This is a genomic window from Fictibacillus enclensis, assembly GCF_030123385.1.
GTDB classification, from domain to species: domain Bacteria; phylum Bacillota; class Bacilli; order Bacillales; family Fictibacillaceae; genus Fictibacillus_C; species Fictibacillus_C enclensis.
Genome location: NZ_CP126109.1, coordinates 4,988,838 through 5,011,443, shown reverse-complemented (window position 1 = coordinate 5,011,443; position 22,606 = coordinate 4,988,838). Strand labels below are relative to the sequence as shown.

General features: G+C 44.9%; 22 protein-coding genes. 11 read left to right on the top strand and 11 right to left on the bottom strand.

Going from position 1 to position 22,606, the window contains the following annotated elements; genetic code table 11:
• From QNH15_RS25695 to qoxD, 7 genes are all read left to right on the top strand, one after another.
• A complete protein-coding gene (locus QNH15_RS25695; RefSeq protein ID WP_283891631.1) occupies nucleotides 1-675 on the top strand; it encodes a response regulator transcription factor in 675 nt (224 codons plus the stop codon).
• Nucleotides 675-1,916: a sensor histidine kinase gene (locus tag QNH15_RS25690; RefSeq protein ID WP_283891629.1), complete on the top strand. Its 1,242-nt coding sequence runs from the start codon at nucleotides 675-677 to the stop codon at nucleotides 1,914-1,916. The genes QNH15_RS25695 and QNH15_RS25690 overlap by 1 nt, the downstream gene beginning before the upstream one ends.
• A gap of 69 nt (nucleotides 1,917-1,985) precedes the next feature.
• Nucleotides 1,986-2,435, top strand: coding sequence for a DUF2231 domain-containing protein (locus QNH15_RS25685; protein WP_283891627.1), 450 nt, complete (start codon nucleotides 1,986-1,988; stop codon nucleotides 2,433-2,435).
• 354 nt (nucleotides 2,436-2,789) lie between these two features.
• Nucleotides 2,790-3,773: a cytochrome aa3 quinol oxidase subunit II gene (gene qoxA, locus QNH15_RS25680; RefSeq protein ID WP_430667112.1), complete on the top strand. Its 984-nt coding sequence runs from the start codon at nucleotides 2,790-2,792 to the stop codon at nucleotides 3,771-3,773.
• 18 nt (nucleotides 3,774-3,791) lie between these two features.
• A complete protein-coding gene (qoxB, locus tag QNH15_RS25675) occupies nucleotides 3,792-5,735 on the top strand; it encodes a cytochrome aa3 quinol oxidase subunit I (protein WP_283891623.1) in 1,944 nt (647 codons plus the stop codon).
• Between the two features lie 14 nt (nucleotides 5,736-5,749).
• Entirely contained in the window at nucleotides 5,750-6,370 is a 621-nt protein-coding gene (qoxC, locus tag QNH15_RS25670; protein WP_090238337.1) for a cytochrome aa3 quinol oxidase subunit III, read from the top strand.
• A complete protein-coding gene (gene qoxD / locus QNH15_RS25665) occupies nucleotides 6,360-6,779 on the top strand; it encodes a cytochrome aa3 quinol oxidase subunit IV (protein WP_425590420.1) in 420 nt (139 codons plus the stop codon). Before qoxC ends, qoxD begins: the two co-directional genes overlap by 11 nt.
• A gap of 52 nt (nucleotides 6,780-6,831) precedes the next feature.
• On the opposite strand, the gene QNH15_RS25660 is transcribed toward qoxD, so the two are convergent.
• The 7 genes from QNH15_RS25660 to QNH15_RS25630 form a co-directional block, all read right to left on the bottom strand.
• On the bottom strand, nucleotides 6,832-7,116 hold the full coding sequence (locus QNH15_RS25660) for a spore morphogenesis/germination protein YwcE (protein ID WP_283891618.1): 285 nt from the start codon (nucleotides 7,114-7,116) through the stop codon (nucleotides 6,832-6,834).
• Nucleotides 7,117-7,412: 296 nt separating this feature from the next.
• Nucleotides 7,413-8,578 (bottom strand): IS3 family transposase gene (locus QNH15_RS25655; protein ID WP_283889040.1). Its coding sequence is split into 2 segments (ribosomal slippage): nucleotides 7,413-8,302 and nucleotides 8,302-8,578, totalling 1,167 coding nucleotides; the frame shifts between segments, so codons are not numbered across the junction.
• Nucleotides 8,579-8,689: 111 nt separating this feature from the next.
• Nucleotides 8,690-9,961 (bottom strand): glutamate-5-semialdehyde dehydrogenase, encoded by a 1,272-nt coding sequence (locus QNH15_RS25650; protein ID WP_283891616.1) that lies wholly within the window; start codon nucleotides 9,959-9,961, stop codon nucleotides 8,690-8,692.
• An 11-nt stretch (nucleotides 9,962-9,972) separates the two neighbouring features.
• A complete protein-coding gene (gene proB / locus QNH15_RS25645) occupies nucleotides 9,973-11,118 on the bottom strand; it encodes a glutamate 5-kinase (RefSeq protein ID WP_283891615.1) in 1,146 nt (381 codons plus the stop codon).
• Nucleotides 11,119-11,482: 364 nt separating this feature from the next.
• Nucleotides 11,483-13,276, bottom strand: coding sequence for a DHA2 family efflux MFS transporter permease subunit (locus QNH15_RS25640; protein WP_283891614.1), 1,794 nt, complete (start codon nucleotides 13,274-13,276; stop codon nucleotides 11,483-11,485).
• 11 nt (nucleotides 13,277-13,287) lie between these two features.
• Nucleotides 13,288-13,947 carry an HlyD family secretion protein gene (locus tag QNH15_RS25635; RefSeq protein ID WP_283891613.1) on the bottom strand — a complete coding sequence of 220 codons (660 nt, stop codon included), beginning with the start codon at nucleotides 13,945-13,947 and terminating at the stop codon, nucleotides 13,288-13,290.
• Nucleotides 13,944-14,393 carry a MarR family winged helix-turn-helix transcriptional regulator gene (locus QNH15_RS25630; protein WP_283891612.1) on the bottom strand — a complete coding sequence of 150 codons (450 nt, stop codon included), beginning with the start codon at nucleotides 14,391-14,393 and terminating at the stop codon, nucleotides 13,944-13,946. The genes QNH15_RS25635 and QNH15_RS25630 overlap by 4 nt, the downstream gene beginning before the upstream one ends.
• 268 nt (nucleotides 14,394-14,661) lie before the next feature.
• Here QNH15_RS25630 and QNH15_RS25625 point away from each other — a divergent pair, with 268 nt between their 5' ends.
• Nucleotides 14,662-16,218 (top strand): phosphodiester glycosidase family protein, encoded by a 1,557-nt coding sequence (locus QNH15_RS25625; RefSeq protein WP_283891610.1) that lies wholly within the window; start codon nucleotides 14,662-14,664, stop codon nucleotides 16,216-16,218.
• Nucleotides 16,219-16,273: 55 nt separating this feature from the next.
• On the opposite strand, the gene QNH15_RS25620 is transcribed toward QNH15_RS25625, so the two are convergent.
• On the bottom strand, nucleotides 16,274-16,552 hold the full coding sequence (locus QNH15_RS25620; protein ID WP_283891608.1) for an alpha/beta-type small acid-soluble spore protein: 279 nt from the start codon (nucleotides 16,550-16,552) through the stop codon (nucleotides 16,274-16,276).
• Nucleotides 16,553-17,250: 698 nt separating this feature from the next.
• Between QNH15_RS25620 and msrB the strand changes: the two genes are divergently transcribed.
• Nucleotides 17,251-18,225, top strand: coding sequence for a peptide-methionine (R)-S-oxide reductase MsrB (msrB, locus tag QNH15_RS25615; protein WP_283891607.1), 975 nt, complete (start codon nucleotides 17,251-17,253; stop codon nucleotides 18,223-18,225).
• Between the two features lie 95 nt (nucleotides 18,226-18,320).
• Nucleotides 18,321-19,367, top strand: coding sequence for a type 2 isopentenyl-diphosphate Delta-isomerase (fni, locus tag QNH15_RS25610; protein WP_283891605.1), 1,047 nt, complete (start codon nucleotides 18,321-18,323; stop codon nucleotides 19,365-19,367).
• Here fni and QNH15_RS25605 read toward each other — a convergent pair.
• The 3 genes from QNH15_RS25605 to QNH15_RS25595 all read right to left on the bottom strand — a co-directional run bounded on the left by QNH15_RS25605 (nucleotide 19,351) and on the right by QNH15_RS25595 (nucleotide 21,580).
• Nucleotides 19,351-19,965 (bottom strand): DUF3298 and DUF4163 domain-containing protein, encoded by a 615-nt coding sequence (locus QNH15_RS25605; RefSeq protein WP_283891603.1) that lies wholly within the window; start codon nucleotides 19,963-19,965, stop codon nucleotides 19,351-19,353. The two genes, fni and QNH15_RS25605, sit on opposite strands and share 17 nt — an antisense overlap.
• A 17-nt stretch (nucleotides 19,966-19,982) precedes the next feature.
• The gene (locus QNH15_RS25600; protein WP_283891601.1) at nucleotides 19,983-20,432 is read right to left on the bottom strand and encodes a staygreen family protein; all 450 of its coding nucleotides are present in this window, start codon (nucleotides 20,430-20,432) and stop codon (nucleotides 19,983-19,985) included.
• 122 nt (nucleotides 20,433-20,554) lie between these two features.
• Entirely contained in the window at nucleotides 20,555-21,580 is a 1,026-nt protein-coding gene (locus QNH15_RS25595) for an NADP-dependent oxidoreductase (protein WP_283891599.1), read from the bottom strand.
• A gap of 176 nt (nucleotides 21,581-21,756) precedes the next feature.
• On the opposite strand from QNH15_RS25595, the gene QNH15_RS25590 reads away from it, so the two are divergent.
• A complete protein-coding gene (locus tag QNH15_RS25590; protein WP_283891597.1) occupies nucleotides 21,757-22,602 on the top strand; it encodes a GNAT family N-acetyltransferase in 846 nt (281 codons plus the stop codon).
• Nucleotides 22,603-22,606 lie beyond the last annotated feature (4 nt).

Below are 22,606 nucleotides of genomic sequence, written 5' to 3'. Positions count from 1 at the left end.
ATGAAAGTTTTATTGGCTGAAGACGACCGCCGTCTCGCCCGTCTGGTCATAAAAATTCTTGAAGATGAAGGATATCGGCTCGAGTGGTGTGAAGATGGCGAAACCGCTTTGTACCGTGGCCTTGAAGAACCTTTTGATATTATGATTTTAGATTGGATGCTTCCGAAAAAAGACGGAATTGCTGTCAGCCGTGAACTGCGGAAAGAAGGCTATCATGGCGCCATTCTCATGCTTACTGCAAGGAATCAGGTGGATGACCTTGTTCTCGGATTTGAATCGGGTGCCGACGATTATCTGGCAAAACCTTTTGAGTTCAAGGAGCTATTTGCCAGGCTGGCTGCGCTGGGCAGAAGACGGACAATTCAATATGAAGAAAGCTGGATGGAAATCGGGGATTTACGTCTCGATATTCAACGCCATGTGCTTAAGCGAAAAGATGAAACCATACAGCTGACGCCAAAAGAATATCAGCTTCTTGAGTTGTTTGCCCGCCATAAAAATCAGGTGCTGACACGAGAAGTTATTCTTCAACATGTTTGGGGAGCAGAAAGTGACGTGACGATGAATACACTTGAAGCATTTATCAAATTATTGAGGAAAAAGATGGATCCTTCCGGCAAGAAAAAATACATTCAAACCGTCAGGGGAATCGGTTACCAAATGGTGAGAGACTGATGCTGAATCAATTGAGACGGAAACTGACATGGAATTACAGCAGCTGGTTCTTTATTACGCTGTTTATTATTTTTGTGCTGTTATATTTTTTAGTAAAAGGCATGATGTTTGAGACTGCCAGAGAGGACATCCAGGATATTCTTCATTACGAGCTGAATAAAGACAAGGCTTCAGAGCTCAATGAAGATTCTGTAACACAGGATCCAGGTTCACTCTATTATTCAGTAGTCGTAAAAAACGGATCCGGTGATTCAACAGGAAAAAGGAATCAGGCGTTTAACCGGTTTGTTCAATCCAAATCATGCTGTTCCAGGGAAGGCAAACTCGCAGAATTAAAAGGAAAGAACGGCCATGAGAAACAGCACATCATCTATGCAAGTGCACGTCTGAATGAGACAACGGTCCTGTATGTCGGAAAAAACATCAGTGGCGTCCATGAAAAGGTGGAGCGCTGGTTTTTCCTGCTTTCCCTTCTGGGTCTGGCGGTCTTTATTTTATCCGTCGTTATGGGGGAACGACTGTCCAGAAAAGCGTTAAAGCCGGTGATTCAAAATATGGAGAGCCAGAAAAAATTTATTGCTGATGCTTCCCATGAACTCCGGACACCCATAAGTATCTTTTCTGCTTCACTTGAAGTATTGGAAAAAGAGGAAAAAAGCAAGATGTCGTCTTTTTCCCAGGAAACGCTCAATGAATTAAAGGAAGAGGTTCATCAGATGAAAAACCTGGTGTCTCATCTCCTGACGCTGGCCAAAGACCAGGAACGACAAGAAATTCATAAAGATTCTTTCTCGATTAATGAGCTTGCAAGGAAAATGGCCAATCAATATGAGCGGCTCTCTCAAAGCACACGAACTGTCAAAGTGATTGCCCCTCCTGAAGATCTTATAGTGGAAGCGGACAGGGTGAGAATTAAAGAACTGCTTCAACTATTGCTCGATAACGCGCTTAAATACTCTGACGCGGGTTCTCCAGTTGAAATCAGGCTTAAAGCGCAGGCAAAGAATAATTTGGTGATTGAAATAAGAGACGAAGGAGAAGGCATTCCTTCGGCGGATTTGCCTTATCTGTTTGACCGTTTTTATCGAGTGGACAAGGGAAGGTCCCGGACACAGGGCGGGGCAGGTCTTGGTTTATCGATTGCTAAAGAAATCACCAGTCTATATAGAGGAAGCATAGAGGCCGAAAGCCAGCTGGGCAAAGGCACTACCTTCAGAGTAGAGCTGCCGATCCTGGCGTAAATGTTTTTCAGTTTAATTTCAGTTTCTTTGTGTATGTTAAAAAAAACACAAGGGAGCTGAAATTTTTTTATGCTATCTACTCCGCTTCATCCATTATTGGTTCACTTTCCTATTGCCTTGCTTATCATTGGTGTGATTGTACAGATCATCGCTGTTTGGAAGAAACCATTTTTTGACCGGCTGGCATTATTCCTTTTCTCGACCGGCTTTTTGACAGGAATCCTTGCTTATGTGTCAGGAGACGGGGCTGAACACTTTTTAAGAAACCAGGTAGGTCACAGTATTGAGAGTGCGGTTCATATTCATGAAACCTATGCACTGGTCACTCTTTTTATTTTTGGAGCTGTCGTTTTGCTGAAACTGCTCCATATGTTTGGATTCATTAAGCCTCTTTTACCGCTGGTGCTTGTCCTTTCATTAGCCGGTGCGGTTACATTGTCTCTTACAGGGCATTACGGGGGCAAAATGGTATACCACCCGGAATCCATTACTTCTGACTCTTCATCCGCGGATAAATAAGGGAATGATGGGGAAAAAAATAAGACCTAAGAATGGAAAAACTTAAGCGTTGAAATTATTTTTCAGAAGTGGTTTAATATGAAACGCAGAGGGAAATACCATGGTTAGAACTTAAAAGAGTCGCCGCAGACGGCGGCTTTTTCTTTTCTTGTGTATGGAAATAATTCGGAAATGGAAGCGTAAGAAGGAAATCCCAGAAATATGAACATTCTTTGAAAAATATGTGATGAAGTCGTGAAATTTAGTTGAAGAACTTATGACAGTTTATAAAAGGGTATCTATTTTTGGTGGAAATTTGGTATTATGTGAACAAAAGCACAATGTTAGTTATTTTGCAGTGAGAAATCTCACACGATGTTGAAAGGAAGGAAGGTGGGCCTAGTGTTTAAGCGGTTTAAACCGTTTTTTGCGTTGGGACTTATGCTGTCCGTTTTCTTATTAGGCGGATGCAGCAATTATATAGTTCTTGATCCGAAAGGGCCTGTTGCTGCGCAACAGAAGGATCTTATTCTTTACTCTATAGGCTTTATGGCACTTATTTGTGTAGTGGTTTATGCATTATTCGCAGTTGTCGTTATTAAATACCGCAACCGAAAGAATGATGATAACTTTGAACCGGATCAGCATGGAAGCAAAAAGCTTGAAACGATCTGGACAGTTATCCCCATTTTGATTATCATCGCCCTTGCCATTCCGACGGTAATTTCGAACTATGATCTTGAAAAGCCGCCGAAAGCTGTGAATGCGCAGCAACAGAAAGAACCTATTGTCATAAATGCTACAGCAGTAAACTGGAAGTGGATCTTCTCCTATCCGGAGCAGGGCATTGAAACGGTCAACTATATCAATATTCCAAAAGACCGTACGGTTTTGTTTAAATTGACCTCTGCAGATTCCATGTCTTCATTCTGGGTTCCAGAACTTGGAGGACAAAAATATGCCATGGCCGGCATGGAAACAAAACTTTACTTACGAGCCGACCATACAGGAACTTTCTCCGGCAGAAACTCCAACTTTAATGGTGAAGGATTTGCTCACCAGATTTTTGATGTGCATTCCGTTAATCAAAGCGAGTTCGACAAATGGGCAAAGGATACAAAAAGCAAGGCGCCTAAGCTGACCAAAAAGCAATATGATCAATTAATGGTTCAAGGCGAAGTAAAGAAAATGACATTCTCGTCAACACACTTAAAATGGGTAGATCATGCTAAAGAAGCAGACTATGCAGTGAAGACTCGTGAGCGTTTAGGCGAGGTTCCGCAAAATCCGCATGGATCCAAAGCGAAAGATGCGAACAAGCCGGAATCTGACTCTCATGGGGAATCTCATTCCCATTAATAGAGGAGGCACTAAATTATGAAATGGGATGAATTTTTTGTTACGGGAGACCCGCTGATTTATGGTGCGGACGTCTCTATCGTTTTAACAGTTATCGGAATCCTATTCTATCTGACATTTTTTAAAAAATGGAAGTGGCTATGGACTGAATGGCTTACTACCGTTGACCATAAGAAACTAGGAATTATGTACATCGCATCCGCAGTACTCATGCTGTTTCGAGGCGGAGTCGATGCTTTGCTCATGCGTGTACAGCTTGCTACACCAGATTCCAAGTTTTTGGATTCACAGCACTATAACGAAATCTTTACAACACACGGTACGATCATGATTATCTTCATGGCGATGCCGTTCTTGATCGGACTTATCAACGTTGTTATTCCGCTTCAAATCGGAGCGCGTGACGTAGCATTCCCATATCTGAATGCTGTCAGCTTCTGGACATTCTTTATCGGTGCCATGCTGTTCAATGTGTCCTTCGTTATCGGGGGATCACCATCTGCCGGATGGACAAGCTATATGCCGCTTGCCGGTAATGAGTTAAGTCCCGGACCGGGTCAGAACTACTACTTGCTCGGACTGCAGATTGCCGGGATTGGTACCCTGTTAACGGGTATTAACTTCCTTGTCACGATACTCAAGATGCGTGCGCCTGGTATGACATTGTTCAAAATGCCTGTATTTACCTGGTCTGCATTGATCACTATGATTATCATCGTGTTTGCATTCCCTATTCTTACAGTAGCGCTTGCACTTATGACATTTGACCGTTTATTCGGTGCCCATTTCTTCACCCTCCAGGGGGCTGGAATGGATATGCTGTGGGCGAACCTTTTCTGGCTATGGGGCCATCCGGAAGTATATATTGTTGTCCTTCCTGCATTTGGTATGTTCTCAGAAATTATCAGTACTTTCTCCCGTAAAACGATTTTTGGCTACAAAGCAATGGTTTGGGCGATGGTTATTATCGCCGGGTACAGCTTCCTGGTTTGGGTTCACCATTTCTTTACCATGGGCTCAGGAGCATTAGTTAATTCGGTATTCTCGATTACAACAATGATTATTGGTATTCCAACCGGGATTAAGATCTTCAACTGGCTGTTCACGATGTACAAAGGTAAGATTTCCTTTACGACACCAATGCTTTGGTCACTTGGGTTTATCGTAAACTTTGTAATCGGTGGGGTTACAGGCGTCATGCTTGCAATGGCTGCAGCAGACTACCAGTACCATAACACGTACTTCCTGGTTGCCCACTTCCACTATGTATTGATCGCTGGTACCGTATTCTCATGTTTCGCAGGACTTATTTTCTGGTATCCGAAAATGTTTGGTTACAAGCTGAACGAAGCGATAGGAAAATGGGTATTCTGGGTGTTCAACATCGGCTTTAACGTATGTTTCATCCCTCAGTTCATTCTGGGTCTTGACGGAATGCCGCGACGTGTATACACATACAGTGCTGCATCAGGCTGGGGCGGATTAAACATGCTCTCCACTGTTGGTGCATTCTTGATGGGTATCGCGTTCTTGATTCTTGTTTACAACTTCTACTACAGCTTCCGTTATTCGGAGCGAGAAAATACAGGCGATTCTTGGGGTCTTGGACGTACGCTTGAATGGGCAACCACTTCTGCCGTACCGCCGCATTATAACTTTGCGGTAACTCCAACAGTAGATTCCTTTGATCCGTTGATTAAAATGAAACGTAATAATGTAGATCTTAAACCGAAGATTGAGGACATCAAAAAGATCCACATGCCGGACAATTCAGGAGTTCCATTCTTTATGGCTTCCTTCTTCTTTGTCGCAGGTTTCGGTTTAGTGTTTGAATGGTATTGGATGGGTATTGTTGGTTTGATCGGTGTGTTTATTACCTTAATCATCCGCTCATTCGATAAAAACGAAGGATACTATGTAAGTGAAGAAGAAATAAAAGAAACGGAACGGTTAACCGTTTAAAGGAGGCGTGAACAATGGCACATGCAGAAGTACACGATCATAACACGCCTTTAGAATATCAGTCAGAGACCGGGCGCTTGAACATCCTCGGTTTCTGGGTTTTCCTTGGGGCGGAGATCGCGTTGTTTTCAACGCTGTTTGCAACGTACCTGGTTTTAATGTACAGAACAGGTGACGGGCCAACCCCACATGAGCTTTTTGAATTAAAAGGTGTGTTGATTGAAACTTTCCTTCTACTGACAAGTAGTTTTACCTGCGGTATCGCGATTCACGAAATGCGACGCCGCAATAGAAAAGGTTTATTTATTTGGATGATCATCACATTGGCTTTGGGTGCAGGTTTCCTTGGCTATGAGATCTACGAATTTGTAACGTATGTGCATGAGGGCGCTGCTATTGGTACGAGCGCATTCTGGTCCGGTTTCTTCGTTATCGTAGGAACGCACGGATTGCACGTAACAATGGGTATCGCTTGGATTACCTTAATCTTGATACAGGTGGCAAGACGGGGACTAACACCTCAAACGTCTGCTAAAGTCTTTATTTCAAGTCTTTACTGGCACTTCCTTGACGTGGTGTGGATCTTTATCTTTACCGCCGTGTATTTAACAGGGATGGTGTTGCATAATGGCTAATCCACAAGATTCACTTTCCAGAGAGCACGGCGGAATTCCATGGAAACACGTGATTGGATATATTTTGTCCATCGTTCTTACAGCATTCGCTCTTTGGGTGACGTTTGGAACCGGATTTCCACCCCGCACCATATTGATTATCATTTTTGTTTTTGCCTTTTTACAAGCAACTCTGCAGTTACTAATGTTTATGCATATGACAGAGAGCTCTGAGAAGAAAAGCAAGCTTACTGGCAATACACAAACAGGAAACATCCTGTTTGCCGCTTTCATCGCGATTGTTATCGTTGCCGGTTCAGTTTGGGTAATGGCAGAATTACATGGATCGCATGATCATCATAAGATGGAAATGGATCATGATATGAAAATGGATGGCGACATGAAAATGGACCACGGTGATCATAAATAAGAACACAGAAAAGCACCTTGCAGATTCTGCAAGGTGCTTTTTTTATATTGTTTTATTTAGATTCACGGTACAATCTGCGTCGTTCACGCTCACGGCGGATAAACGGAATTGCATAGATCTTGAAGGCCGCTACATGGGCGAACACGACGTTTGCAACGAATACAATATTAAATATCAGATGTGCTAAAGGATTTAAATCTCCCATAACGTACAGTCCTACATACAGCCACATGACCGCAATAAATGGAATCTGCCATAAGGCAAGTTTTCTATGATCATGCCATAGGAATAACGGAGTAGCAGTAGCAACGAAAAGATAGACAACATAAACATCCATTATAATCAGCTCCTTAAAATTGTGACAGCGTTTCCAATTGTGTCGAAGTTAGGTCTGTTTTGTGAACAATTTGTTACAGTTAGTATACCACATTTGAAAAAATTTACTACAGAAAAACAAAAAATTGGGGACAAAATTTCTATATTCTCCTAAATGGATGGGAAATCCATCTGGGACAATCGAGGGATTATTAAACTGTTCAGTCGTTAAAACCATTTGAAATTCCCACACGTAAAAAAGCATGGCGCCTTTACTAGACTGCCATATTGAAATGAGACAAGAATAAAACACCTTTATTAGGCTGCCATTCGACCAAATTCCATGGGTGAATGGTAGCCTAATTTTTCTTGTATTCTTTCTTCATTGTAGTAGTTTATATAATGGTCAATTTGCTCACGTACCTTATCTAAAGATAAAGAATTGAATTTTACATACTGAAATTGTTCCGATTTTAAATTGGAATGAAACGACTCGATGACGGCGTTATCCCAACAGTTGCCCCTTCGCGACATGCTGCTGATTACTTCTTCCTCTTTCACAAAGTTCTGAAAGGCATAGGAAGTATACACACTGCCCTGATCGGAATGGAGAATTACCCCTTTCGGGTTCCCTCTATGGTCCAAAGCCTCTTTTAGCGTATCCATGACTAAGGGGGTTTGCTGATGTGTATAGAGTTTATAGGCTACAATTTGGTTATTATATAAATCTATAACCGTCGATAAATAAAGGGTAGACGATCCATATTGAATATAGGTAATATCCGTCACCCATTTCTGATTGGGCGCGCTGGCCCGAAAATTTCGCTCTAATAGGTTGGGGGCCACCACGATCGTTTCTCCTTGGGATTTCCATCTTTTTTTCGGCTTTACCCTGCATTGAAGATGATGTTTCTGCATTATGCGCTGAACGGTATTTCGATTGAGCTTTACTTGGTGCTGACGCCATAATAAGGCTTTGATTTTGCGGTGTCCATATCGATATTTTGTTTCCTTGCACAATGAAATAATGACCGTTTCTTCTCTGCTTAATGATTTCAACGGAAGCGTCTTGACCCAGCGATAGTAATTCGCCCGCGGCACATTTAATACGGATAGAACGGCAGAGACCGTATACTTTTTCCGCAATTTCTCCACAAGCTGCAGGACTACTTCTCTTTCAACTCCTTTACCATCTCCAAGTACTTTTTTAAGATTTCGTTCTCCTGTTTTAAATGGGCATATTTCTTCTCTTTTTTCTCTTCCTCACTCAGGATGTCTGGACCAAGCCCATAGGTGTATTGCTTTCCAATCGGCTGATCAAACCGATGGATCTCATTATTTTTATACCATTTCATCCAGGTACTAATTTGCGTTTTGTTCTTAATCCCGTGCTTTTCCATAATCTCCTGGTTGGTCAATTGGCCGCTCATTTTATCTTTAATCACAGCCCACTTCACTTCACTTGAATATACGTTTTTGCCCATGCAAAAACACCTCCGAATTCTCACTTGTTTTAAGTGTAACATTTCGAAGGTGTTTTATTGTGTCTCATTTACTTAGGTTAGTCTATTACGCCATGCTTTTTCTCTTCGTTTTTATCGGATTTGTCCATCGCCTGTCATGCAGTACTTGGTGGTGGTCAGTGCAGGCAAGCCCATAGGACCGCGAGCATGGAGCTTTTGGGTGGAAATACCGATCTCAGCCCCAAACCCGAGTGCAGAGCCGTCAGTGAAGCGTGTGGACGCGTTATGGTACACAGCTGCTGCATCAACACGGTTCATGAAGTTTGCTGCTGCACGGGCATCTTCTGTAACGATCGCTTCAGAATGCTTTGTTCCGTAGCGGTCAATATGATCAATAGCCTCATCCATGCTGTTTACGGTTTTAATCGCAATGGAAAGGCTGAGAAATTCCTCTGCCCATTCTTGTTCAGTAGCAGGAACGGCCTCGGAGAAAGTAGAAACGATCTGTTCATCACCATGGACCGTAATGCCTTGCTCCTTCAATGCACGTTCGAGTTCCTGCTGATTTGCTTCCAGCCAGTTACGGTGAACGATCAGTGTCTCTGCGGCATTGCATACGGCAGGACGATCCGTTTTGGCGTTAATCAGGATATTCAGGGCTTTGTTAACATCTGCTGTTTCATCGAAATAAATATGGCAGTTCCCCACTCCGGTCTCCAGAACGGGTACGGTGGCTTCGTTCACTACGGTATTGATGAGTGAACCGCCTCCCCGGGGGATAAGAACATCAATATATTCCTTCATTGTAAATAGTTCGGCTGAAGCCTTTCTGTCGGTCGTTGCAATGAGCTGAGCCGCATCAGATGGTATCTTTGTTTTGGCTAAAGCCTGTTGAATAACGCGGATGATCCCTTTATTGGAATTTAGAGCGCTTGAACCGCCCTTTAATACGATAGCGTTTCCTGACTTGAGCGCCAGTCCTGTGGCATCCACCGTGACGTTGGGGCGTGCTTCATAAATCATGCCGATTACGCCGAGTGGAACACGCTTTTGTTCGACTTTCATGCCATTATCGAGTGTCCATTCACTTACAATCTCACCGATTGGATCGTTTTGTCCCGCAACCTGTCTCAGTCCTTCAGCAAAGTCGGCAATTCGTTCTTCTGAAAGGGAAAGACGGTCCATAAAGGCTTGGGTAAAGTCTTTTTCTCGTCCGTTTTGCAGATCCTTTTCGTTTTCTTTTAAAATGAAGGCAGCCTGCTGTTCCAGCTCGTCCGCCAGGATATGCAATGCTTCGTTCTTTTCCTGTTCAGAAAGGCCTGCCAGTATTTTTGACGCAATTTGCGCGGCCTTTGCCTGTTCTTTTACACTCATCTGGGTTACTTCTTTTTCTAAAATACTCATCAAACGCCTCCTTATGATAGTAGCGGTACAGCTAAACTGGTGTGGCATACAAGATCAGCATTGTTAATAGCTTCCTGAGGATCAACATCAATGATATCTGCAATTTCTTCCTTCGTATGTCCTTTAATCTTGATTAAGTCCTTCGATGAGTAATTGCTGACGCCAAGTCCAATCTGAATGCCGTCCATATCTTTGATGCGCACCACAGCGCCTTTTTTAAAATAACCTTCCACATATTCAATTCCTGTAGGGTACAAACTTTTATGCTCTGTAATCTCAGCTTTTGCTTCGTCTGACACCACGATTTCACCTTCTGGACCTGAATGAAACGCGATCCATTGTCTTCTGACATCAAGGTTTTCACTGTCCTCCTGCGGGGTGAAATACGTTCCTCTTGCTGTTTCCTGTACCGCATTATAAATAATGTTGGGTTTTGCAGCATCTCCGAGGAACGATGGAATACCGGAGGCCATCGCAATTTTCACAGCATCAATTTTTGAACGCATGCCGCCTGTTCCTACTTCACTTGCGGAATCGCCGGCAGAGGCTTCAATTTCTGGTGTGATTTCGTAAACCTCTTCCAATAAACGGGCATCCGGGTTATTTCTTGGATCTTCCGTATACAGACCATCGATATCTGATAAGATCAGAAGCTGGTCGGCATTGACCAGGCCTGACACTTTGGCGGAAAGGGTGTCATTATCTCCGAACTTCAGGCGTTCCACCGTAATCGTGTCATTTTCATTAATGATCGGCACGATGCCGCGGTCCAATAAAACATTTATGGTGTTCCTTGCGTTCGTGTATCGTTTTTTATCAGAAAAATCACTTCGCGTAATCAGGATTTGAGAAGCAGTATATCCGTGAGAAATAAATCTTTCCGAATAAGCTTCCATTAAAAGTCCCTGTCCGATTGAAGCAGCGGCTTGCTTTTCCGGAAGAGATGTCGGTCTTGAAAGGCATCCGAGCTTTCGGTATCCGGCAGCCACAGCTCCAGAAGAAACGAGCACTACCTCATGTCCATCATCCTTAAGCATGACAATTTCGTCCACCAGGCGCTCCAGCTTTCTCCGGCTGATTTCACCATGACGGCTTGTTAAGGAACTGGATCCGATTTTTACGACAATGCGTTTATTTTTAATAGTAGATAGACTCAAAACGTTCACTCCTCATGTGTTCTTTTTCCGGTTCAATAAGCAACGGTTACGAGTATAACGAAGCATGAAAATCGATACAACCGCTCATGCCGAGATAGTGTGGATGATGTCCATAAAGGGAGGAATATGGAGGATACCGGATTTAATTTCATCATGGGGTGTGAGAGGACGTGAAGGAGGAGGAGGGGATGGATTATGAAAGGATAGAAATCGAGCAAAATGAAAAAATGTGGGTATTTTCGGAAATTTCAAGCAAGCGAAACCATTGTCATGAAAGGGTTTTCATTGGTTTTCAAAAATTCAAGCAGGCTTTATGAAAATAAAAAAAGAAACTGTCCCGAAAGACAGCTTCTTCTCATTGAATTTACTTTCCTGACGGTATAACCCGCTTGATGAAAAAGGAGAGAACCAGGGCCACAAAGGCGATTCCTGTTGCGACGATAAAGGCATCGTTAATTCCATCAATCGCTGCCTGCTTTGCGGCTGTACCGTAGATCACCTGAATACCTAATGAATTTCCTGCGCTTGAAGGCAGTCCGGCCATATGGGCAAGTCCCTGGCCCAAAGCACCGATTTTCTCTGAAACGATCGGATTTGAGGTGGTTACGACATTGGCGTAATCAGCGGTATGGAATTCCTGACGGTTGGAAAAGATCGTCACCAGGAAGGCCGTACCGAGTGAACCTGCCACCTGTCTCATCGTGTTGGATGTGGCGGTACCATGGCTGTTTAAGTGCCGCGGCAGCTGATTCATCCCTGCGGTCATTACGGTCATCATCAAAAACGACATGCCAAACATTCGGGAAACATACATGAACAAAATATGTCCATAGGTGGTGTCGGTGGAAAGATGGCTGAATTCCCATGTGGTGATTACCGTAATGGTCAACCCGATGATGGCCAGCGGGCGTGCACCGATCCGGTCAAACAACGCTCCGGAAATCGGAGACATAATCCCCATAATGATGGCTCCCGGCAATAAGAGCAATCCGGACTCCAATGGAGTAAATCCACGGATATTCTGCAGATAAATCGGCAGAAGGATCATGGCTGCAAACATCGCCATATTGATGATCATGCTGATGACGGTTGTCAGTGCAAACACATCATATTTAAATACACGTAAATTCAACATCGGTTTATCGGTGGTAAGTTCCCTCCATGTAAATGCGGCAAGGGAAACTAACCCGATCATAATGGTAGATAATACAATGGCACTGGTCCAGCCTTCACTTCCGGCTTCACTGAAGCCGTATAATAGCGAACCGAAACCAATCGTTGAAAAGAGAAATCCTGTGAAATCGAACTTTGGATTCGATTTTTGAATAACGTCTTTCATCCATGCAAAAGCGATAATCAGGTCAATGACACCAAACGGAATGATGATGTCAAAAAGCAGTCTCCAGGAGTAATGCTCCACAATATATCCTGAAAGCGTTGGGCCAAGAGCGGGAGCAAAAAGCATCGCAATTCCCATGGTCCCCATCGCCTGACCGCGTTTTTCAATAGGAAAGACCGTAAGAAAAACGGTCATCATGAGCGGCATGATAATACCGGCTCCAGCGGCCTGAACCACACGCCCCACCATTAACAAGCCAAACGACGTTGAAATGGAACAAATGACGGCTCCTGCTGTAAACAGGAACATGGCGGCAATGAACAGAGTTCTTGTTCCAAACCTTTCGATCAAATAGGCTGTAATCGGAATACATACCCCGTTCACCAGCATATATCCGGTGGAAACCCACTGAACGGTTGTAGCAGAAACATTCAAGTCATTCATGATGTGGGGAATCGCTACATTGAGCAACGTTTGGTTCAAAATAGCGATAAAAGCCCCAAGCATCAGTACAGTCAGGATTCGTCCCACTGGAATGGGTTCATCCTGCTTTGCTTTTTTAATGGTCTGAAGGGAACTTTCTACCTGCTGCTTTTCGGCAGCGGACGTCACAAATTCGAGAGCGGGTTCAGAGACCGCTGTATCTTCCAGCGTCGCATCGATCAGTTCGTTGGAGTCATATGGATGGCCCGTAGCCCGCTCCGAAATATGATCCTGCTCTTCCCATTGTTTTCTCCGGTTTGCACGGACTGCAATAAAGTTCACCGTCAGCAAAAGAACAATGGATATAAGGACATAGCCTATGATATAAATTGACATCGTCTCACCACCTACTTGTGGATCCGTACGGTTACATTCATTCCAGGAACAATATCAAGGCCAGAATAGCTGTCTAACGAAATTTTAACAGGAATAACCTGGGTTACTTTTGTGTAGTTTCCAGTGTTATTTGAGCTTGGCAGCATGGAAAACGTGTTGGCAGTTGCAAGGCCAATCTCTTCCACTTTTCCTGAGAGTGTGTTGTTAGGGAACGAATCGACATAAACATCAACGTCTTGATTTTTTTTCACATCGTCAATATCTGTTTCCTGCACGTTGGCTGTTACCCAAAGGTTACTCATGTCATAAGCGTGAGCAAGCGGTGTTCCGGCAGCCACAAACGAATCCTCCACGGCAGCTTGCTGAACGATCGTGCTATGCTTTGGCGCATCAATTTTTACTTTGGACATTCCTGTTGATCCTTGGGAAGGAGCAGCAGTAATGGTCCCAATTTCAGAGCCTTTATTGAATTCTTTGCCGACTTCACCTTTCCAGTCTGTCAGCTTTCCGTTGGCTGGAGCTGCGATGGTTACCTGTTGGCCCGCAATTTGGGCATTATCTGTTTTGATGTAGTTCGCAGATTGGTTGTAATAGTAGTACGCAGCAATGCCACCACCGATTAAAATGATTAAAATAATTACGTTTAAGACCGCTAAACGGCGCATGTTCATGAATGGTTTTCCTCCTTGGTTGTTAGAATCGTCATGATTTGCTGATGAATTCTCAGCAGGTGGTCTTTATCTTCAGGATCCATTTTTGTAATCTCCATAATTCTCTTTGTGAAAGAAGAATCATCTCCTGTAGCTTCCTGAAGCTTTTGTTCGCCATCCTCCGTTAGTTTCAAGGTGATGGCTCTTCTGTCAGCGGTTGATATATCGCGTTCCAGCAAACCGCTGGATACGAGCCGGTCAACCACACCGCTCATCGTGCTGTTTGTTAATTTTAAACTGGCTGCAAGCTCCCTCAGGCCAGTGTTTGGTGAACGGTGAATTTTGTACATAGCTTTTAGCTGCACCACCGTCAATCCTGCCCTGTCAGCATCTTCCTTCATCAGTGAGTATAAGGCTTTTTGTATTCGTATAAAGGAATCCAGCAGCTCATTGTTGAGCAGATTCATTAAACTATCATCCCCACTTTCTCATTTTGTGAACAGTTTGCTTTATTAATAGTTCGCATACCAACTATTTATGCACAAAATATATATTAAATGCTTGCTGAAGGAATTGTCAATAAAAAACATTGCATACAAATTTTATTTTGCGCGACTTTTTTCAGGTTAATCTTTTTTTCACTTTTTACAAAGTTTTAACAGCCTGTAACTCTCTCTCCACAACTATCCGTTATACTTAACGTGAATTGACTAAAAAAGGAAAAGGGGTAAAGCTGTGAAAAGATTTGCGAAGGATCGAATGGGCCGTGTTGCTATGTTTATAAGCGTAATGGGAATCCTGCTTCCAGCTCCGCTTGCCAACGCTCAAGAAGAACCATTCACCACACCAAAAACCAAAGAGGTACAAAAACTGGAGAAGGGTCTTACATATACCGAGTCTGTATATGGGAAGGTGAGCGGCCCCTCTGGCTATATGGTCGATGCTGCGTTTACAGAGGACCAGGCTGAAGCCGAACAGCTTTCAAAGGAACTAACGGAAAAAGGTTATAAGGCGACGGTCAAAACGCTGGCGGACCGGGCACAGGATGACCCTGAACACGGAAAACCTCTGGGCTATCTCGTACGAACGGGCCCTTTCCAAAAGGAATCGGATGCAAAAAGCGAACAAAAGAAATTGGTCTCTGAAGGATACAGCAAATCGAAAGTAGTCTATATCCCTGAAGATGGGGAAGAATCCACAGGCCCATGGGCTGTACGCATTCTGGAGATAAACACCCGCCAATGGAATGGAAGTCTTGAGCCAGTACTGGCTCAAGGTGTCGTTCCCGGCAAGGAAAAGCTAAGTGATATGGCGAAAACCACACATGCTGTGGCGGGAGTCAACGGCGGTTATTTTGTCATGGGACCGCAGGATGGAACAGAAGGAGACTTGGCGGGGGTTTCTGTGATTAATGGAGACCTTATCAGTGAAGCGGTTAAAGGAAGAACCAGCCTGGTACTGAACCGGCAAAATCAAGCCAACATCGCCTCTGTCAAGACCAAACTGACGATCAAAGGGAACCATGATACCAGGGCAACGCTCGATGGATTGAACCGGGTTCCGGGGCTTATCCGAGGCTGTGGCGGAATTGGTGACACAGAAACTGTTCTTCCCCGGCATGACTTTACATGTACGGATCCGGATGAATTGATTCAATATACATCTGCATTCGGAAACAGGACACCAGAAGGACCAGGAACGGATGTCGTGCTAGATCGCAATGGAAGGGTGCTCGATGTCCGATTTTCACGCGGTGCCAGCATACCGTTTGGCGGCTCGGTCATTGCCGGAACTGGAGATTCTGCTGATTGGCTAAAAGAGCATGCGGTGGCTGGAAAGAAGCTTTCAGTAAAAAAGACCGTTACGGCTGATAACAAAACTCTCCCATCGTCCGCGAAATATGGAGTGATTAACGGCGGTCCAAGGCTGTTAAAGCATGGAAAAGTCTATATTAACGCCACAAAGGAAGGGTTTCATCAGCCCGTTGATCCTGAATTTTACTATCGTTTTGGCGAGCGGAGGAATCCACGAACCATCGCCGGTATCAAACCGAACGGAACTTTGCTTCTGGTGACGGTGGATGGCAAGAATCCCGGATATAGCATCGGGATGACCTTTGAAGAAGAAGCTCGATTAATGAAAGCACTGGGGGCAATGGAAGCAGTGAACCTGGATGGCGGGGGATCCACCACCATGAATGTGAACGGTGAGCTGGTGAATGATCCATCCGACGCAGCGGGTGAACGGCCAATCGGTGATGGCTTACTATTACTGCCTTCAACCAACCAGTAACATGCAAAAAGGCTGAGCGCCTGGTCTTCGAATGGGGCCATGCGTCAGCCTTTATTTAATGTTGCTTGTTCAGATGCTGTTTCGCCTGTCTGATGAGTTCACTCACCATCCGGCCGCCGATCTGGCCGCCAACCGTTCCGGCCTGCTTGGCTGTCAGCTGTCCGTTGTAATCTTTTTGCATCGGCACATTCATGCCTTTTGCTACTTCATATTTCACCGCCTCGGGCTGGGACGTATCTACAGCATAACCAACTTCTTTCATTACCTTTGCCTTCAGCTGGTCCAGTGCGGGCCTTGATTCAGGTACTAAGGGCGTGCGGCTTCTTCTTGCCATGCATTTTATCCTCCTTACTTGCCGTTCTTGCCTCTAGTTTGCCCGTTTACGGGAAGTTCAACCGGGTGGATTGGCGCATATGAGTGGCTTGAAAAGGAAAAAGAAATATAATAGTGGGTTTTTATGAAAGTTATTGAAGTGGGGGTGTGGCGGGATGTGTGTGTTGAGTACTGCGGGAACATGATGCTCGGCGTTAGTTGCGGTTCGACACGGTTTAGTTGCGGTGTTAGCCCATTTACTTGCAGTTCGGCAAGAAATACTTGCGGTAGAGGCCTAAGTACTTGCGGTTCGACATGATTTAGTTGCATATCACATCATTTTCATAAATTGTCGGGCCTAACCGGAACTTTAGTTTTTCTTATATTGATCCAGCTTCAGCGACCAAAAGCTCGATCGTTTCACTCTCTCACAAAAATACAAAAAGCGTATTTGTGTTCAAGAGTTCCAACGACTTCGCTTTTAAACGGTCGCTTCAGCTTTTCCAACTATGATCCAGCTTCAGCCGCTAGAGACTCGATCGTTTCACTCTCTCACTACAACACAAAGAGCGTGTTGTTGTTCAAGAGTTCCAACGCTTGTCGTCTCTAAACAGCGGCTTCAGCTTTTCTATTTAAGCATTATTTTTTTAAAATGTGTGATACTTGTTTTATGATAGGGATAATGGAATTTAAGATTTCCAAAGAAATGGAGTGAGGTTTTTGGGTACTCAAGAGAATCAGCAGCTTGCTACGTTTGCGGGAGGTTGCTTTTGGTGCATGGTTTCGCCGTTTGAGGAACAGCCGGGCATCATTTCCGTGGTTTCAGGATATACGGGCGGCCACACCGAGAATCCGACGTACGAGGAAGTCTGCTCCGATACGACCGGACATTACGAGGCCGTGCAGATCACTTATGATCCGGATGTTTTTCCATATGAAAAACTGCTGACTCTTTTTTGGCAGCAGATTGATCCGACAGATCCCGGCGGCCAGTTTTATGACCGCGGCGATTCTTACCGCACCGCCATTTTTTATCATACAGAACAGCAGAAGGAACTGGCGGAAGCGTCCAAACAGGAGCTTGCCGAAAGCGGCCGTTTCCAGAAACCGATTGTGACGCCGATTCTTCCGGCATCCACGTTTTATCCAGCAGAGACGTACCATCAGGATTACCATAAAAAGAACCCTGCGCATTACCAACGGTACCGCAAAGGTTCAGGGAGGGAAGATTTTATCAAACAGAATTGGAGCAACAAACCAGACAAAAATGAACTGAAGAAAAAGTTAACACCGATTCAATATGAGGTGACCCAGAACGATGCGACGGAACCTCCGTTTCAGAACCCGTACTGGGATCATAAAGAAGACGGTATTTATGTAGATATTGTCTCAGGAAAACCGCTGTTCACCTCTCTTGACAAGTTTGATTCCAATTGTGGCTGGCCGAGCTTTACGAAGCCTATCCAGCAGTCGGAAGTTGAAGAGAAAAAGGACTTCAGCCATTTTATGGTCCGTACTGAAGTCAGAAGCAAATCGGCCGATTCCCATCTTGGACATGTGTTCAATGACGGACCGCAGGATAAAGGCGGTTTGCGGTATTGCATCAATTCTGCCGCATTGAGGTTCGTCCCGAAAAGCGACCTCGAAAAAGAAGGATATGGCGAGTACCTTTCCTTATTTGAAAAAAGTGAATGACGGGGAGAAACAGGCAGGTGAAAAACTGCCTGTTTTTCTTATGTTAAACCAGGGAAGTCTAGGAAGACACAGCGGTCCTGAACGGGGGAATGATGATGGATGAAAAACAAAATCTTACAGAACAAAGGAAAACCGAGCACATTGATATCGCGCTGAACAAAGAGGTGCAAAGCCGAAACATAACGACCGGATTTGAGAGGTATTCGTTTAAGCATAATGCGCTTCCTGAAATCAATTTCCGTGATATCGATCTTTCCACTGCCTTTATGAAAAAGGGCCGGCGTACCCCGTTCTTAATCAGCTCCATGACAGGGGGCACAGAACGGGCCTACCAGATCAACAGGAGGCTGGCCATGGCTGCCGAGAAAATGGGCTGGGCAATGGGTCTCGGTTCGATGAGAGCAGCGGTGGAGAATGAGGGTGTAGCTTATACATTTAACATACGAAAATATGCACCGACTGTACCGATTATCGCCAATTTAGGGGCCGTCCAGTTCAATTATGGCTACGGCACCAAGGAGTGCCTGCGGGTGGTGGAGATTGCGGAAGCGGATGCACTCGTCCTGCATCTCAACAGTATGCAGGAAGCCTTTCAGCCGGAAGGGGATACCAACTTTTCAGAGCTGCTCCCCAAGATTGAAGAGGTGGCCGCAAGCCTCCCCGTTCCAGTGGGGGTTAAAGAAGTGGGAATGGGCATTGATGGCGAGACCGCCAAAAAATTAAAAGAGGCAGGCATTCAGTTTCTTGATGTGGCGGGAGCAGGGGGAACGTCCTGGATTCAAGTGGAAAAGTACCGTTCAAAGAACAAAATGAGAGAGCAGGCAGCAGAAGCGTTTCAACAATGGGGACTGTCCACCGCCGATGCCTTGATTGAGGTACGGAAAGAAACCGCATTCGAAAATATCATTGCGAGCGGTGGTATGAAAAATGGAGTGGATGCTGCAAAAGCTTTGGTTCTAGGGGCTGATGTGGTTGGATTTGGCCGGTCCTTGCTGCCAGCAGCCGCTGATCAGGACGAAGACGCTATCATTTCCAAGCTGGAACAGATTGAATTTGAGCTGAGGGCGGCGATGTTCGGAATCGGTGCTGGGACCATTTCTGATCTTAAAGCGACGAACCGGCTTCTTAAGATTGAAAATTAGTTTTTAGCTCCGGAATAAGAATGGAAGAAAGGCTTGTCAAAGGGATTGGGAACTCGGGAAGACCGATATAATACGGGGTGTACTCATAGCTCTGATAATAAATCACCAGATTTTTGGAGGTTAAAAAAAAGCGGTCGTCGTCTTTGACGCTTTCATATGGCTGAATGAGAGGAAACTGGTATTCCTTAAATTTTTTCTTGATGATGGAGGTCAGCCTTGTTTTGTAAAAGCTGTTCGATTTAAATAAATCGCTCAGCTTATCGATTTTGCCCATATTAACATCCATGGTGATTGAATCCTGGAGGGTTAGGCCGTGTGCAGCTTCTTTCCAGTACGCGTAATTGGTAAAAACGATACTGAGCCACTTTCCCTGATTAAGCTTCACTTCAAAACTCCCTGTCATCTCCTCCAAATTTTTGCGCTTGATCCCGTTCTCAGCCATCAGCCCAGAGACCTTATTCTTTATCGCGGTGTTCAGCTTGTTCTGTGTCTCCAAATTGGCAAGACCAATAATCTGAGGGTACTGAACATTTACGTTATCGGTCTGGTGCTGTTGAATGAGCAGGTTGGTATAGGGATGGCGTTTTGGTTTTTGCACAGTCATCACCTCAAGCTTTATACATATTTTGAAATGGGGCCATAAGGTTTGAGCTGGCGGAATTCAGGATAGACCGATTCAAATTGAATATAGACAGGAGCTTCCTTGTATTCAGGGTGGGCGTCAAAAAAATAGCGGTCGCCGTATCGGAAAGCTTCAAGAACACGTGGCAACTCCCGCAAAAAGATCTCATTTCGTTGTCTGGCCACTGATTCGGTTGTATTCTCATCTGCAATCAGCACATAACCGTACAGCACTTTTTCGCGATTGAATGTTTTCCATTCGGCATATACTTCATCCCGCATCGGATTTGCGGTATCGTGGGCAAATTCAGGGCCAACCACTAAAAAAAGCTGGGCGGTCGTGTCGGAATGGGTCAGCGTGTAGCGGCGTGGGGATTTGGGGTCTGTTGGTGCGGCGTTTGGGCGGTATTGAACAAAAAGCTTTTTAGGATCAAGCATCTTCATCAATGTTCCTCAATTCCGTTTTTGTTCCAATGTATACAGAGGGAAGCCAAACGGTGAACTATTTTCCTCAAAAAACTTGCTCCAAATAAAAACGCCCCGGAAATGAACCGGAGCGTTACTAATTATGACTGGCTGGGTTCAGCCACTTTCACGAGCTGTTTTCCGAGGTTTTCTCCCTTAAACAAGCCCAGGAATGCATCGATGGTGTTCTCGAAGCCTTCAACGACGTTTTCTTCGTATTTCAACTTTCCTTCTTGCAGCCATTGTCCCAGCTGCTTTGCGCCTTCCCCAAATTGGGAGGCATAGTTGCTGACAATGAATCCCTTGATCAGTGCGCTGTTGATCAGCAGCTGTCCTTGAATGCGTGGACCCACGTCCTGTTTTTCAAGATTATAAAGGGAAATCTGCCCGCACAGCGGAATTCTCGCATATTTGTTCAGCAGGCTGATGACGGCATCCGAGATTTCTCCGCCAACATTGTCAAAATAAACATCTACGCCATCCGGGCATGCTTCTTTCAGTGCCTGGCGGATGTTGCCGGCCTCGCGGTAGTTGACCACGGCGTCAAAGCCCAGTTCATTTTTCAGGTAATTCACTTTTTCTTCTGATCCGGCAATGCCGACGACCCGGGCGCCTTTAATTTTGGCGATTTGTCCGACGGTACTTCCTACTGCACCGGCTGCACCAGATACCACCACGGTTTCCCCTTCCTGCGGGTTGCCGATATCAAGTAATCCGAAGTAAGCGGTAAGGCCCGGCATGCCAAGGATGCCAAGATTGGTCGTAATCGGAGCGAGCTCAGGATCGAGCTTGCGTACTTCCTGTTCCCCTGCAGTGGTGTAAAGAGCCCATGGCAGATTGCCGATGACCAGGTCTCCCTCTTCAAGTTCGCCTGAGCGGGACTGGACCACTTCGGCAACAATTCCCCCACTGACGGGCTGATTTAATTCAAACGGTGGTACATAGGATTTTGTGTCATTCATTCTTCCCCGCATATAAGGGTCTACAGATAGGTACAACGTTTTAAGCAGTACTTGACCGTTTTGCGGTTCTGGAATCTCGATGTCTTCAAACGTAAAGTTCTCCATGGAAGGCATACCTTTAGGACGGCTTGTTAATAAGATGTGCTGATTTTTTTGTTCTGTCATATCTTCTTCACCAAACCTTTCATCTATTATTATTGCAATGCCTCTTAGCCATCATAAAGGGAAATTTACAGGAAAGCCAATGAATTTGCTTTTTCAAGGGTAAAAGAAGGTTTGCTCCGTTCCGTCAAAGAACTAGTTAATGATTGTGCAAAAATGAGTAAGAAGGTGGTGGGAAAATGAAGCTGGAATCTTACAGCAATGTAAACGAATTTTATAGAGCTGCTGAACCATTTTTGATGAAGCAGGAAGCAGCCAGCGGCAATATGCTATCCAGCTGCATGAAACAACTTGAGAAGCAATCATCTATACATAATCCGCCTTTTCTGTGCTGTGTGAAGGAAGATAAGGATATTCGGCTTGCGGCGTATATGGCGCCCCCAGGTCCTCTGCAGCTATTTGGAGAGGAAGAAGGGGTAGAATCTGTCGTTCACAAGCTGATTGATGAAGACTGGGGCATTGTACGGCTTTCCGCTCCTGCTGCACTGGCCCATGCGTTTGCAGAAGAGTGGCTGCTTCAAACCGGTAATACGTACCGCGTGATGTCGAGTATGAAGCTCTATGGAACAGCTAATATTTCATTTCCCTTAAGCTGCGGTGGGGAGCTCCGGAAAGCAACTCCGGAAGACAGGGAAATGACAGGAAGGTGGCTGTATGAGATGGGTATAGAAAACCGCTCATTGCTTACGAAGAATGAAGCATTGGAAAAGGCAAAAGAAATGATAGGGAAAGATAGCATCTATTTATGGGAAAACGAGAAGTCCGAACCTGTCAGTATGGCTGCACTAACCCGGCAGACCCCAAGCACGATGATGATTAATATGGTGTATACTCCGCAGGAACAAAGGAGAAAAGGCTATGCCAGAGCATGTGTGGCGAATCTCAGCAAACGGTTGCTTGAAACGGACATCACTTATTGCACCCTTTATGCCGATGGATCGAATGCTGCTGCGAACGAGTTATACAGCAGCATTGGCTACCAGGAGATTGAACAGTACACAGAGCTGAGTTTCAGCCAAAGATAATCAA